We start from the raw sequence: 14,342 nt of genomic DNA, 5'->3' as shown, positions 1-14,342 counted from the left end.
GCCGGTGGCCAGAATGCCGTCGGGGACGTGGTTGAGGGTGACGCGGGCGTGGCGGGTCTCGAGGTCCTCCAGCGCGCGTTGGGCGGCGGTCTCGGGGTCGAACCGGACGATCGCGTCGGCCACCAGCCGGTCCAGGGTGATGGGTCCGACCTTCTCCGCGACTCCGGCGACCTGGGTGTCGACCCAGGCGGCGCCGTCGGGTGGCAGGGTCACGGTGTGCTGGGCGATGCGCCGGGCCCGCCACACCGGCACCTCGCCGGTCAGCACCCGGTCCAGGGTGGCCGGCAGCCGGTACGCCAGCTCGATGACGTCACCGAGGTAGTTGCGGCCGGCGTCGGCCGAGAGGCCACAGGCGGCGGCGAACTCCACCACCGCGAACTCCGCGATCCCGGGCGCACCGTCCCCGGCGATGGACAGCTCGCCCTCACTGCCCGGCATCGACGCGGCCGGATGGATCGAGTCCGGGGAGTTGAACGCCGCGTACCGCAGCGCCAACCGCAGCTGCAGCACCTCCTCGGCCGCCACCCGACGTCGCGAGGCCCGCACCTCGGCCAGCAACCCGGCACTGGAGTCCAGCACCGCATCGCCCACCACGAGGTCCGAGATCGTCATGACACCACTCCACCAGAGGGCACCGACATTCCATGCCGCCCCCGCCACCGGGCTGTGGAGGGCGCCGGTCGAGCAGCGAGCGCCAGGGAGCGTCGTCGAGACGCCGGGCCGCGACACAGGTCGGGCGGGTCCAGGGTCGCATCAACCCGAGAGGGTGCTCGACATGAGGAATCGGTCGACTTCAATCCTGATCGCGACGCGCATCGGGTTGGCTCCGGGGGTCCGATATCGGTTGGCGTAACACTCCTCGGCTCGGCGCACAGCGTGCGGCTCTGTCAGAATCCGGGCGCGGCCCTCAAGGGTGGACCAGCGCTTGCCGTCGACCTGGCAGGCTGCCACGGGCACACCTGTCGCCAGCCCAGTCGAGATGTGGCGGACTTTGTGCGAGGTGCGGTTAGTGATCACCCAGGCGCAGCGCTCGTCGTGGTCGAGCACGACGCCGACCGGTACCGCGTGAGGCCGTCCGTCCGGACGCACGGTGCTCAAGGTGCAGAGGTGCCGTTCGGTCCAGAAGTCGCGTAGGTCGGGCGGGAACACATCCCAGCCGGGTGTCCAGAGAGCCATGCCACGGATCCTCTCTCAGCTTGCTTCTGGCGCATCCGATGGCTGCGAAGGTGCGTCATCCCGCCGCGAATGGGGCAATGTCGACGGTTCGCGCCCTTCGTTCGTGACGGCTCCCATGCGGCGAGCTATGACGCCCCCATCGCCAACTCCCAGGCGACCGGGCCAAGGACCGGTCATGCGCGGGCGGCTACGGAGGCCTCGACACGCTCAGGCCTTGGTGGCCTTCACTGCTCGACCAACGAAGCGGCCCGGCCTTCGCTGCCCGGCCAACGAGACGGACTGTCGGCGGCCCCCCGTACGCTTCTAGACATGCGTCCCGTCACCGATCTCGAGCGCCGCGTGGCGCCGTTCAAGGTCGTCTCCGACTACCAGCCGAGCGGTGACCAGCCGGCCGCGATCGAGGAGATCACCCGGCGGATCCAGGGTGGTGTGCAGGACGTCGTCCTGCTCGGCGCCACCGGAACCGGCAAGACCGCGACGGTGGCGTGGGTGGCCGAGCGGCTGCAGCGGCCGTTGCTGGTGCTGCAGCCCAACAAGACGCTGGCGGCGCAGTTCGCCAACGAGCTGCGCCAGCTCTACCCCGACAACGCGGTGGAGTACTTCGTCAGCTACTACGACTACTACCAGCCCGAGGCCTACGTCCCGCAGACCGACACCTACATCGAGAAGGACTCCTCCATCAACGAGGAGGTCGAGCGGCTGCGCCACAGCGCCACCAACAGCCTGCTGACGCGCCGCGACGTGATCGTGGTCAGCACGGTGAGCTGCATCTACGGTCTCGGCACCCCGCAGGAGTACGTCGACCGCATGATCCGGCTGCGTGTCGGCGAGGAGCACGACCGCGACTCGATCCTGCGCCGCCTGGTCGAGATCCAGTACACCCGCAACGACCTGTCCTTCACCCGCGGCACGTTCCGCGTCCGCGGCGACACCCTCGAGATCTTCCCGGTCTACGAGGAGCACGCCGTGCGCGTGGAGTTCTTCGGCGACGAGATCGAGCGGCTGATGACGCTGCACGCCGTCACCGGGGAGGTGCTGACCGAGGACCAGGAGCTCTACGTCTTCCCGGCCACCCATTACGTCGCCGGCCCCGAGCGGATGGAGCGCGCCATCCGCGGCATCGAGCTCGAGCTGGAGGACCAGCTCGCCAAGTTCGAGAGGGAGGGGAAGCTGCTCGAGGCACAGCGGCTGCGGATGCGCACGACGTACGACGTCGAGATGATGCGCCAGGTCGGCTCCTGCTCGGGCATCGAGAACTACTCGATGCACATCGACGGCCGCCCGCGCGGCAGCGCCCCGAACTGCCTGCTCGACTACTTCCCCGAGGACTTCGTCCTCGTCGTCGACGAGTCCCACGTCGCGGTGCCGCAGATCGGCGGCATGTACGAAGGCGACATGTCCCGCAAGCGCAACCTGGTCGAGCACGGCTTCCGGCTCCCCAGCGCGATGGACAACCGGCCGCTGCGGTGGGAGGAGTTCCTCGAGCGCATCGGCCAGACCATCTACCTCTCCGCGACGCCCGGCGACTACGAGCTCGACAAGGTCACCGGCCCCGACGGCCGCCCCGACGTCGTCGAGCAGATCATCCGCCCGACCGGCCTGGTCGACCCCGAGGTGATCGTCAAGCCCACGAAGGGCCAGATCGACGACCTCATCCACGAGATCAAGCTGCGCGTCGAGCGCAACGAGCGGGTCCTGGTCACCACGCTGACGAAGAAGATGTCCGAGGACCTGACCGACTACCTCCTCGACGCGGGGATCCGCACCCGCTACCTCCACTCCGAGGTCGACACCCTGCGCCGCATCGAGCTGCTGCGCGAGCTGCGGATGGGGGAGTACGACGTCCTGGTCGGCATCAACCTGCTCCGCGAGGGCCTCGACCTGCCCGAGGTCTCCCTCGTCGCGATCCTCGACGCCGACAAGGAGGGGTTCCTGCGCTCGGACAAGTCGCTGATCCAGACCATCGGCCGCGCCGCCCGTAACGTCTCGGGCCAGGTCATCATGTACGCCGACCGCGTCACCCCCTCGATGGAGGCTGCGATCGAGGAGACCAACCGGCGCCGCGCCAAGCAGGTCGCCTACAACACCGAGCGCGGCATCGACCCGCAGCCGCTGCGCAAGAAGATCGCCGACATCACCGACATGCTCGCCCGCGAGGACGAGAGCACCCAGGAGCTGCTGCAGACGTGGGCCGACGCCGGCGTGAAGGGTCGCGCGGGCGGCGTGAAGGCGAAGAAGCAGCCCGTCCCGACGCTCGGCGACGCCGCGACCGAGGCGCGGGAGCACGGCCTGGTCGGCCTCCCGAGCACCGACCTGGCACAGCTCATCCAGGACCTCACCGAGCAGATGAAGAACGCCGCCGCGGAGCTGCAGTTCGAGGTCGCGGCCCGGCTGCGTGACGAGATTTCCGGCCTGAAGAAGGAACTGCGCCAGATGATGGAAGCCACCAAGTAGGTGCGCCGCTCCTACCTGGTCTGGGGCGTCGCCGTCACGGCGTACTTCCTGGCGGTCTTCCACCGCTCCTCCCTCGCGGTGGCCGGTCTGGTCGCCGCCGAGCGCTTCGACATCTCCGCCTCGCAGCTGGCCACCTTCACGACCCTGCAGCTCGTCGTGTACGCCGGCATGCAGATCCCCGTCGGACTGCTGGTCGACCGGTTCGGACCCCGCACCGTCATGCTGACCGGGATGCTGGTCATCAGCGCCGCGCAGGCGGGTTTCGCGTTCGCCGACTCCTATCCGCTGGCGCTGGCGGCGCGCGCGCTGGTGGGTGTGGGCGACTCGATGACCTTCATCTGCCTGCTGCGCATCGCGGCGACCTGGTTCGCCCCGCGGCGGGTGCCGCTGATGACGACGCTGTCGGGGACCGTCGGCCAGCTCGGCACGGTCGTGGCCGCCATTCCGATGACGTGGGCGCTGGGGTCCTTCGGCTGGACCCGGGCCTACCTGTTCACCGCCGCCATCGGTCCCGTGGTCGCGTTGGTCGCGCTGTTCGTGCTCCACGACGCTCCCGGCCGGCCGAACGTGCGTGGTGTGAGCCAGACGATGCGCCAGGTCGGCAGTGGCCTGGCGGAGTCATGGCGGCATCCGGGGACCCGGCTGGCGTTCTGGGTGCACTTCACGACGCCGTTCCCGGCCAACGCGATCGGCCTGCTGTGGGGACTGCCGTTCTTCGTCCGGGGCGAGGGTCGCACCGACCACGAGGCGGGCCTGCTCCTCACCGTGATGACGCTGACCGTGATGGCGGTCGGGCCGGTGCTGGGCTGGGCGATCGGGCGGGAGCCGTGGCACCGGTCCACGATGGCGCTCTCGATCATCGGCAGCGGCGTCGCCGTCTGGACGGTCGTGCTGGCGTGGCCCGGTGCCGCACCGCTGTGGCTGCTCATGGTCTTCGTGATGGTGATCGGCATCGGCGGGCCGGCGTCGATGATCGGCTTCGACCTGGCCCGCACGTCCAACCCGCACGAGCGGTTCGCCAGCGCGAGCGGCATCGTCAACCAGGGCGGCTTCGTCGCCTCCCTCGTGCTGGTCCTCGCCATCGGCTGGGTGCTGGACTGGCGTACGCCCGGAACCGGCGACTACACCCCCGAGGCGTTCCGGTGGGCGATGAGCGTGCCCTACCTGCTGTGGGCGCTCGGCGTCGTGCAGATCCTGCGCTACCGCCGCCTCGCGCGGGCCAGGACGCCGCGCTCCGAGCTCGTCTCGACGACCGGCTGACCCGCTCGACCGACTATGTCTCGTCGGCCCGAGCGCCCCGCCGCAGCCAGCGGGCGAGCAGCGGCAGGGTCGCCAGGATGACGACCAGCCGCACCAGCTGCACCGCCATCACGTAAGTGACGTCGGCGCCCGTGTCGGCAGCGGTGGCCAGCACGGCGAACAGTCCGCCCGGCGTGGTCGCCAGGTAGGCCGTCAGCCCGTCGACCGGCGTCAGCCGGGCCAGCGCGGCCCCCATCGCCGCGTTCACCGCGATCATCGCGGCGATGACGGCGATGACCGCGGGCAGCATCCGCGCGATCGAGGCCACGGACTCCCGGGTGAACCGCAGGCCGACCTGCACGCCGATCGCCGCGTAGGCCAGCCACTCCAGCGCGGTCGGGACGGCGACCGTGCCGAGCCACCCGGACTGGCTCAGGACCGCGCCCACGAGAAACGGACCGAGCAGCACCGCGGTCGTCACCGGCACCAGGCGGGCGAGCAGCAGGCCGAGGAGGAGCGCGAGGGCGACGTACGCCAGCGAGGGCAGCAGCGGCGCGTCGGCCGTCGGGAGGAGGCCGAGGCCGTGCTCGGGGCGGAAGACGACGGCGGTCACGACGGGCAGCGTGACGAGCACGATCAGCACCCGCAGGTACTGCACCACCGTCACCACCCGGTCGTCCGCCCCGAGGTCGTGGGCGACCGCCACCACGCCGCTCGCCCCGCCGGCGATCATCGCGAACGCGCCGGTCACCGGCGACACGTCGCGCCGTACGGCGAGCATCCGTCCCGCGATCAGGCTCACCCCGATCGTGCCCGCGGTCACTAGCGCGATGGCCACGGCGTCCGACCCCATCCGGGTCAGCGCCGGCAGGCTCACCGACGCGCCGATGATGACGCCGATCATGGCCTGCGCGACCCGGAAGGCAGGAGCGGGGAGCTCGAGCGGCGTCCGCGAGGTGAGGGCGTGCGCCATGCCGCCGAACAGCGATCCGAAGAGCGGTGCCGACGGCACCGCGACCAGCTGCAGTACCGCCGAGGCGGCCACCGTGACGGCGACGACGAGAGCGGCGCCGTGCCACCTGGTCCGCTCGCGCCCGCTCATCGCCGCCAGCGTAGGGGTGAGCACGTAGTCTCGGTCAGCGTGCCGGACGCATCCCTGACGCGCAGGTCCCCGTCGTGGCGCGCGCTCGCGCTGCTCGCGGTCGTCGCGACCGCGCTCGCCGTCGGACTGACGGCGGTCGTGGTGGCGGTGACGGGTGACCACGGGAACGACGCCAGCGACAGCAGCGGCGGTACGCCGGCCGCCTCGGCCGGCCCGGCCACGGATCCGTCCGAGCCGACACCGACGGCGATCCCCGCGCCGCCGCCGGCGGTGAGCATCGCGAGACGTCCCCGGATCACCGGCGAGCCCCGGGTGGGCGAGCGCCTGGTGGCGCGCCTGCCGAAGGGGGCCGTGCCGGCCGGGAGCGCCGTCGCGTTCGAGTGGCGCTCCGGCGGCGAGGTGATCGCCACCCACCGGCGCTTCCGGCCCGGCCCCGAGATGGTCGGCCGCACGGTCCGTGTCCATGCGGTCGTGAGCCAGCCCGGCTTCACACCGGCCACCCGGCGCAGCAAGCCGGCCGTCGTCGCACCCGACAACCCGCTCGCCGACGGGCCGTGGGCGGTCTACCGGGGCGAGTGGAACGGCATCTATCCGGCGTACCAGCGCGCGAGCGGGGAGAGCAGGCGCCTGCTGGGCAAGATCGCCCTGCAGCCACGGGTGATCTGGTTCGCCGCCAACTGGCCCGTCTCGAGGATCGGTCCCGCCGTCGAGGACTTCATCGCCGAGCAGCAGTCGGAGTTCGGCGAGGACGCGCTGATCCAGCTGGCCGTGTTCCGGGAGTGGCCGCGCGGTGAGGGCGGCCGCAACAAGCCGCTGAGCCGCTCGGAGCAGAGCGACTACCGCGCCTGGGTCGACCGGGTCGCCGCGGCGATCGGGGACGCCCGGGTGGCGATCGTGCTCGAGCCCGACCTCGGCCTCAACGCCGTCCCGAACAACGCCCACGAGATGCGGACGGCCGACCCGGCGGTCCGGCTCGAACTGGTGCGCTACGCCGCCGAGCGTCTCAGCGACCTCCCGCGCACCACCGTGTATCTCGACGCCTCGGACTCCGACTGGCTCTCCTACGCCAAGATCGTCCCGGTGCTCGAGGCCGCCGGCATCGAGCATGTCCGCGGGTTCGCGCTCGGCGCCACCCACTACTCCAGCGTGGCCGACAACATCGACTACGGCGCCGGGCTGGTCGAGGAGCTCGCCGCCCGCGGCTACCCGGGCAAGCGGTTCGTCATCGACACCGCCGACAACGGCAGGCCGTTCACCTGGCTCCAGCACCGCGCCGAGCACCCCGGCGCCGATTATGACAACGCCGCGACCTGCCGGAGCCTGCGTGACACCACGTGCAACACCCTCGGTGTGCCGCCGACGAGTCAGGTGACCGGCCACGAGGGGCTCGGCCTCACCGGCCGCCAGGAGCGGCTCGCCACGCGGCTGGTCGACGGCTACCTGTGGTTCGGCCGGCCCTGGCTGGTGCGGCAGAACTCGCCGTTCTCGCTCAGTCGCTCGCTCGAGGTGGCTCGCTCGACGCCGTTCCAGTGAGCGCTCAGCGCTGGGGCCGGGTCAGCCCGACCAGGCGGGCCACCACGAGCGCGACGTAGAAGACGCCGGCGACCTGCTCGAGCATGACGAAGGAGCGCGCGTGCGCCTCGACGGGCACGATGTCCGACAGCCCGGTCGAGGTCAGCGTCGTGAAGGACAGGAACAGCAGCTCGAACCACGGCAGCTCCTGGCCGAACGACCCCGGCCAGATCACCTGTACGGCGGCGTAGAGGTAGGCGAACGCCCACGCGACCACGGTGAAGGCGGCGCCGGTGGCGAACAGCTCGTCGCGGGTGACCTTGTCGTCGTGAAAGAGGTACTTGATCATCGCGTAGGAGACGAACAGGTAGAACGGCACGTGGAAGAACGCCGAGGTCAGCACCACCCAGCCGGTGTGCGGCGCGACGGCCTCCCAGACGGCGAAGACGGTCGCCGGGAGGCCGAAGATGAGCGAGACCCAGGTGAGCGTCGGCGTGCGCCGTACGGCGGCGAGGGCGGTCAGCACGAGCAGCAGCTGCACCACCCCGATGGTGGCCCGGCCGGCCGTCGAGCCGGTCAGGAACGGGTAGGCGATGACCGCGACCAGCTGACCGAAGAGCAGCACCGCCGAGGGGTGGGCGCGGATCGCGTCGAGGTAGCGGGTCACGGGAGGATCGTAGGACCCCTTGAGAGCCGCATCGCGGAGGAGCAGGATCACCGGGGTGACCGACGCCACTGCGCCCGCGCCCCTCTCCGACGACCCGAGCGTCGATCCGAGCGTCGACCCCAGCGTCGACCTGCTCGTGGTCGGCGCCGGCCCGACCGGGCTGTTCGCGACCTACTACGCCGGCTTCCGCGGTCTGCGGGTGGCGGTCGTCGACTCGCTGCCCGAGCTCGGCGGCCAGGTGACCGCGATGTACCCCGAGAAGCAGATCCTCGACGTGGCCGGGTTCCCCTCCGTCAAGGGCCGGGACCTGGTGGCGGGGCTGGTCGAGCAGGCGGCGACCGCCGATCCGACGTACCTCCTCGGGCGGACCGCGGTGGGGCTGGACCAGGGCGAGGACGACGTGACCCTCACCCTCGACGACGGCAGCCGGGTCACCGCCAAGGCGGTGCTGATCACCGCGGGGATCGGGAAGTTCACGCCCCGGCCGCTGCCGGCGGGCGAGGGCTGGCTCGGGCGCGGGCTGGAGTTCTTCGTGCCCTCCTTCGAGCCGTACGTCGGCAAGGACGTCGTCGTCGTGGGCGGTGGCGACTCCGCCTTCGACTGGGCGCTGCACCTGCACCCACTCGCCCGCAGCGTCACGCTCGTGCACCGCAGGGAGGCCTTCCGGGCGCACGAGCGGACCGTGGCAGCGGTGCGCGACCTGGGCGTGGACATCGTCACCAACGCCGAGGTGACGGCCCTGCGAGGGAACGACCAGGTGGAGGAGGTCGACCTCGCGGTCGCCGGCGAGACGGTCACCCTCAAGGCGCAGGCGGTCGTCGCCGCACTGGGCTTCGTCGCCGACCTGGGACCGCTGCAGCAGTGGGGGATCGAGGTGGCCAAGCGGCACGTAGTAGTCGACGCGGCGATGCGCACCAGCCTGCCGCGTGTCTTCGCCGCCGGCGACATCACCGAGTACCCCGGCAAGGTGCGGCTGATCGCGGTCGGCTTCGGCGAGGCGGCGACCGCCGTCAACAACGCCGCGGTGGTCATCGACCCCACCGCGCACGTGTTCCCCGGACACTCGAGTGAAGGAAGTTGAGAGCGATCACTACGCTTGCCCCACGGACGGGCTACTCGCCAGTCACCAACGTGTTCGAACTCCAAGGGGGCCGTGGTTGCGGATCGCGCTGTTGTCCTACCGCAGCAAGCCTCATGTCGGGGGGCAGGGCATCTACGTTCGCCGGCTCAGCCGTGAGCTGGTGCGCCTGGGCCACGAGGTCGAGGTCTTCTCCGGCCAGCCCTACCCCGAGCTCGACGAGGGCGTCGCGCTCACCAAGGTGCCGAGCCTCGACCTCTACCGCGACGACGACCCGTTCCGGACCCCCGGGTGGCGCGAGTTCCGCGACCTGATCGACGTCGGTGAGTTCCTGATCATGTCGACCGGCGGCTTCCCGGAGCCGCGCACGTTCGGCCGGCGGGTGCTCAAGGTCCTCGGCCACCGCGCCGGCGACTTCGACATCGTCCACGACAACCAGACGCTCGCCACCGCGATGCTCGGCATCGGGAGGCTCGGCCTGCCGCTGGTCACCACCATCCACCACCCGATCACGATGGACCGCCGCATCGAGCTGGCGGCGGCGCCCACCCTGCGCAAAAGGTACGGCGTGTGGCGGTGGTACGGCTTCCTCCGGATGCAGGCCCGGGTGGCTCGCCGCATCGGCCCGATCATCACTCCCTCGGACTCCTCCAAGCAGGACGTGGCCCGCGAGTTCGGCGTCGACCCGGGGCGGATCACCACGATCCCGCTGGGCGTCGACGAGCGGTTCGTGCCGCCGGCCGCGCCCCGGGTGCCGGGCCGGATCCTGGCGATGGCGTCGGCCGACGCGCCGCTGAAGGGCATCGCCACCCTGCTGGAGGCCTTCGCCAAGCTGCGCACCGAGCGTGATGTCGAGCTGGTGCTCGTCACGAGCCCCAAGCCCGGCGGTGTGACGGAGCGGCTGATCGAGCGGCTCGCCATCGGCGACGCGGTCCGCTTCGTGAGCGGCCTCTCCGACGACGAGCTGGTCGCCCTGATGGGGTCGGCCGAGGTCGCCTGCGTCCCCTCCCTCTACGAGGGCTTCTCGCTCCCGACCGCCGAGCTGATGGCCTGTGCCACGCCGCTGGTCGTCTCCCGCGCGGGCGCCATCCCCGAGGTCGTCGGTCCCGATGGCGAGTGCGCCGACCTGGTCACCCCCGGCGACGTCGGCGAGCTCACCGCAGCCCTCGAGGCGCTGCTCGACGACCCCGAGCGGCGCGCCCGCATGGGGGCCGCGGGCCGCGCCCGTGTCGAGGAGCTGTTCAGCTGGCACGCGGTGGCCGAGCGCATGGTCGCCGCCTACGAGCGAGTGATCTCCGACCACGACACGCACCACCACAGCAGGAGGAACCGTGCTGACCGTTGACTTCGACCGCCTCGGGCTCCGGCCGGGTGACCGCGTCCTCGACATGGGATGCGGCGGCGGCCGGCACGCCTTCGAGATGTACCGCCGCGGCGCCGACGTCGTCGCCTTCGACCAGGACGCCGACGAGCTCGCGAAGGTCAACGAGTGGTTCTGGGCGATGAAGGAGGGTGGCGAGGTGCCGGACGGCGCCGAGGCCGCGACCAAGGAGGGCGACGCCCTCGCCCTGCCGTTCGCCGACGGCGAGTTCGACCGGATCGTCGCCGCCGAGGTGCTCGAGCACATCCCGGCCGACATCCAGGCCATCGGTGAGCTGGTCCGGGTGCTGCGCCCGGGCGGCACGATGGCGGTGTCGGTGCCGCGCTGGTTCCCCGAGGTCGTCAACTGGAAGCTGTCCGACGACTACCACAACAACGAGGGCGGCCACATCCGCATCTACACCGAGGAAGAGCTGCGCGACAAGGTCACCAAGGCCGGCCTGGCCTACGACGGCAAGGACTACGCCCACGGCCTGCACTCGCCGTACTGGTGGATCAAGTGCGCCGTCGGCGTCGAGAACGACCAGCATCCGGCCGTGCGGGCCTACCACAAGCTGCTCGTGTGGGAGATCGTCAAGGCGCCGAAGGTGCTGCAGTGGGCCGGCAAGGTGCTCGACCCGGTGATCGGCAAGAGCATGGTGCTCTACTTCCACAAGCCGCTCGAGAGCGCGACCGCGTGACCCGGGTGTCCGCCGTCCCGTTCGTCGAGGGCATCCTCACGCGGGAGCAGGTCGTCGCGACCTCGGAGTCGATCCTTGCCCACCAGGAGCCGAGCGGCGCGATCCCGTGGACGGCGGGGCAGCACGTCGACGTGTGGAACCACGTCGAGGCCGCCATGGGGCTGATGATCGGCGGCCAGGTGGAGGCGGCCGAGCGCGCCTACCGGTGGGTCCCGACGCTGCAGCGGCCCGACGGCTCCTGGCCGATGAAGATCGTCGACGGCGTCGTCGAGGACGACCGCGGCGAGGTCAACATGTCGGCGTACCTGGCCGTCGGCGTCTGGCACCACTGGCTGCTGCGCCGCGACCTCGACTTCGTCCGGGAGCTGTGGCCCTCGGTGCGGGCCGGACTGGACTGGGTGGTCGCCCTGCAGCAGCCGTTCGGTGGCATCCAGTGGACGCCGGTCGACGACTTCTGCCTGCTGACCGGCTGCTCCTCGGTCTACCAGTCGCTGCGTGCCGGCGTCGCGCTCGCCGAGCTGGTGGGGGAGCCGCAGCCCGACTGGGAGCTGGCCGGCGGCCGGCTCGGCCACGCCATCCGGCAGCACCCCGAGCAGTTCGCCGACAAGTCGACCTTCGCGATGGACTGGTACTACCCCGTACTGGGTGGCGCCGTGCGAGGCGGGGCCGGCCTCGAGCTGATCGCGACACGCTGGGACGACTTCGTGGTGCCGGGTCTCGGGGTGCGCTGCGTGGACACCAACCCGTGGGTGACCGGCGCCGAGACCTGCGAGCTGGTGCTCGCGCTCGACGCGCTCGGCGACGACCGCCGTGCGCTGCGCCTGCTCGCGGAGATGCAGCACCTGCGCTCCGAGGACGGCGGCTACTGGACCGGCTGGGTCTACGCCGATCCCGGCTACCCCAACGACAACCCCGACGTCTACTGGCCCGAGGAGCACACCACCTTCACCGCCGCCGCGGTGCTGCTGGCGGCCGACGCGCTGGGGGAGCGGCACGGGGGCGCGACGCCCGGCTCGGGCATCATGCGGGGCACCTCGCTGGCGCCGGACTTCGCCGAGCTCGCCCTCGAGTGCGGCTGCCGGTGCGAGGACGCCGTCGCTCGCTGAGCCGCGGTTTTCACCGACGTGATCTCCGCCACGGGCCGACCGGCTCGCATGGTGAGGGAAACCTAACCTAAGGTGGGCCTTCCGTGGCGTTGCGTACGGCGACGCCCTCGCCCTAGGGGTATGCGTCTCCGTCATGAAGCGATCGGTCCTTCCCGCGCTCGCCGCGCTCGCGCTCGTCGTCCCGCTCGCCGCCTGCTCCGGCGGGGACGAGGACGTGCTGGTGGTCTACAACGCCCAGCACGAGCAGCTGATCGAGGAGCTGGCGCCCGCGTTCACCGAGGAGACCGGCATCGAGGTCAAGCTGCGCAACGGCAAGGACCTCGAGCTGGCCGCGCAGCTGGTGGCGGAGGGGGACGCCTCGCCCGGTGACGTCTTCCTGACCGAGAACTCGCCGGCCATGTCGAAGGTCGAGGCCGAGGGACTGCTCCGCGAGCTGCCCGGCGACCTGGTGGCCCCGATCCCGGCGCAGTACCGCCCCGCCAGCGGACTGTGGACCGGCTTCGTGGCCCGCTCCACCGTGCTCGTCTACAACACCGACCTGGTTCGCCCCGACCAGCTCCCCGCCTCGATCCTCGACCTGGCCAAGCCGGAGTGGGCGGGCCGGATCTCGTTCTCGCCCACGGGCGCCGACTTCCAGGCCATCGTGGCAGCCGTGCTGGAGCTGGCGGGGGAGGAGGCCACCCGCGCCTGGCTCGCGGGCATCAAGACGAACGGCACCGTCTACGACGGCAACAACGTCGTGCTGGAGTCGGTCAACGCCGGCGAGTCCGAGGTCGGGATCATCTACCACTACTACTGGTACCGCGACCAGGCCGAGGCCGGCGAGGTCAGCGACCACAGCGCCCTGCACTTCTTCGGCGACCAGGACGCGGGCGCCTTCGTGAGCGTCTCGGGTGCCGGGGTCCTCAAGGGCAGCGACCGTCCGGAGGACGCCGAGCGGTTCATCGAGTTCCTCGTCAACGAGACCGGACAGCAGGGGCTCGCCGACAGCTACGCGCTGGAGTACCCCCTCAACCCCGCCGTCGAGCTCGAGCCGCCGGTCAAGCCGTTCTCCGAGCTGCAGCCGCCGGCCGTCGACGTCAGCGACCTCGACAGTGACCGCGTCGTCGAGCTCATGACGGAGGTCGGGTTCCTCTGACCACCCTCCTGGCCCCGACCCGGGGGCGCGGCGGTGTGCCGGCCCCCTTGCTGGTCGTCGCCCTGACGGTCGCCGCCGTGGGGCTGCTGCCGCCGGCGTACGTCGTCTGGTCGGCGGCCTCGCTCGGCCCGGTCGAGGCCTGGGAGTTCCTGGCCCGACCGCGCGTCGGGGAGCTGCTCTGGAACACCGGTCGGCTGCTGGTCGGTGGCGTGCTGCTCAGCACCGCGCTCGGCCTGGCGGCCGCATGGCTGGTGGAGCGGACCGACCTGCCGGGCCGGCGGTGGTGGCACGGCGTGCTGTGCGCGCCGCTGGCCGTCCCCGCGTTCGTCAACGGCTACGCCTGGGTCTCGACCACGCACGCCGTGCAGGGCTACCTCGGCGCCGTGCTGGTGGTGAGCCTCTCCTACTACCCCTTCGTCTACCTGCCCACGGTCGCCGCGCTGCGCCGCATCGACCCCGGCCTGGAGGAGGCGGCGGCCGCGCTGGGCGAGCCGCCGCACCGGGTGCTGCGCCGGGTCGTGCTGCCGGTGATCGCCCCGGCGGTCCTCGGCGGCGCGCTGCTGGTCGGGCTCCATCTGCTCGCGGAGTACGGCGCGCTGCAGCTGCTCAACTACCCCACGCTGACGACCGCGATCCTGGAGCAGTACGGCACCGCCTTCAACGGTCCCGCGGCCACGCTGCTGGCCGGTGTGCTGCTGCTGGCCTGCTTGGTCCTGCTCACCGGCGAGGTGGGGCTGCGCGGCCGGGCCCGCCGAGACCGGCTCGACCGTGGCGTCGCCCGGCCGCCGGCCCCCGTCGCGCTGCGTCGCT

At 71.5% G+C, this 14,342-nt stretch carries 12 protein-coding genes and 1 pseudogene; 9 read left to right on the top strand and 4 right to left on the bottom strand.

Going from position 1 to position 14,342, the window contains the following annotated elements:
• Positions 1-612 (bottom strand): annotated as a pseudogene (locus tag VGE38_RS04480) (hypothetical protein); the annotation flags it as partial.
• Positions 613-753: 141 nt separating this feature from the next.
• Positions 754-1,176 (bottom strand): pyridoxamine 5'-phosphate oxidase family protein, encoded by a 423-nt coding sequence (locus tag VGE38_RS04475; RefSeq protein WP_331141334.1) that lies wholly within the window; start codon positions 1,174-1,176, stop codon positions 754-756.
• A 309-nt stretch (positions 1,177-1,485) separates the two neighbouring features.
• On the opposite strand from VGE38_RS04475, the gene uvrB reads away from it, so the two are divergent.
• On the top strand, positions 1,486-3,630 hold the full coding sequence (gene uvrB, locus VGE38_RS04470; protein WP_331141333.1) for an excinuclease ABC subunit UvrB: 2,145 nt from the start codon (positions 1,486-1,488) through the stop codon (positions 3,628-3,630).
• Positions 3,631-4,890, top strand: coding sequence for an MFS transporter (locus tag VGE38_RS04465; protein ID WP_331141332.1), 1,260 nt, complete (start codon positions 3,631-3,633; stop codon positions 4,888-4,890).
• 13 nt (positions 4,891-4,903) lie between these two features.
• Here VGE38_RS04465 and VGE38_RS04460 read toward each other — a convergent pair whose 3' ends face one another.
• A complete protein-coding gene (locus tag VGE38_RS04460) occupies positions 4,904-5,971 on the bottom strand; it encodes an AbrB family protein (protein ID WP_331141331.1) in 1,068 nt (355 codons plus the stop codon).
• Between the two features lie 39 nt (positions 5,972-6,010).
• Between VGE38_RS04460 and VGE38_RS04455 the strand changes: the two genes are divergently transcribed.
• The gene (locus VGE38_RS04455) at positions 6,011-7,504 is read left to right on the top strand and encodes a glycoside hydrolase family 6 protein (protein WP_331141330.1); all 1,494 of its coding nucleotides are present in this window, start codon (positions 6,011-6,013) and stop codon (positions 7,502-7,504) included.
• Between the two features lie 4 nt (positions 7,505-7,508).
• On the opposite strand, the gene VGE38_RS04450 is transcribed toward VGE38_RS04455, so the two are convergent.
• Positions 7,509-8,150 carry an ion channel gene (locus VGE38_RS04450; RefSeq protein ID WP_331141329.1) on the bottom strand — a complete coding sequence of 214 codons (642 nt, stop codon included), beginning with the start codon at positions 8,148-8,150 and terminating at the stop codon, positions 7,509-7,511.
• Between the two features lie 55 nt (positions 8,151-8,205).
• On the opposite strand from VGE38_RS04450, the gene VGE38_RS04445 reads away from it, so the two are divergent.
• From VGE38_RS04445 to VGE38_RS04420, 6 genes are all read left to right on the top strand, one after another.
• Positions 8,206-9,231, top strand: a complete 1,026-nt coding sequence (locus VGE38_RS04445) for an NAD(P)/FAD-dependent oxidoreductase (protein WP_331141328.1) — start codon at positions 8,206-8,208, stop codon at positions 9,229-9,231.
• Between the two features lie 76 nt (positions 9,232-9,307).
• Positions 9,308-10,573 carry a glycosyltransferase family 4 protein gene (locus VGE38_RS04440; RefSeq protein WP_331141327.1) on the top strand — a complete coding sequence of 422 codons (1,266 nt, stop codon included), beginning with the start codon at positions 9,308-9,310 and terminating at the stop codon, positions 10,571-10,573.
• Positions 10,560-11,288, top strand: coding sequence for a class I SAM-dependent methyltransferase (locus tag VGE38_RS04435; RefSeq protein ID WP_331141326.1), 729 nt, complete (start codon positions 10,560-10,562; stop codon positions 11,286-11,288). Before VGE38_RS04440 ends, VGE38_RS04435 begins: the two co-directional genes overlap by 14 nt.
• Positions 11,285-12,394: a prenyltransferase/squalene oxidase repeat-containing protein gene (locus tag VGE38_RS04430; RefSeq protein WP_331141325.1), complete on the top strand. Its 1,110-nt coding sequence runs from the start codon at positions 11,285-11,287 to the stop codon at positions 12,392-12,394. Before VGE38_RS04435 ends, VGE38_RS04430 begins: the two co-directional genes overlap by 4 nt.
• Positions 12,395-12,527: 133 nt before the next feature.
• Positions 12,528-13,532, top strand: coding sequence for an iron ABC transporter substrate-binding protein (locus tag VGE38_RS04425; RefSeq protein WP_331141324.1), 1,005 nt, complete (start codon positions 12,528-12,530; stop codon positions 13,530-13,532).
• 35 nt (positions 13,533-13,567) lie between these two features.
• Positions 13,568-14,342: ABC transporter permease (locus VGE38_RS04420; RefSeq protein ID WP_331141323.1), on the top strand; the 775-nt coding region annotated here is incomplete at its 3' end.

This window comes from Nocardioides sp., assembly GCF_036405735.1.
Lineage (GTDB): Bacteria > Actinomycetota > Actinomycetes > Propionibacteriales > Nocardioidaceae > Nocardioides.
The sequence above is the reverse complement of the archived record's forward strand: the minus strand, read 5'-3'. Positions and strand labels throughout refer to the sequence as shown.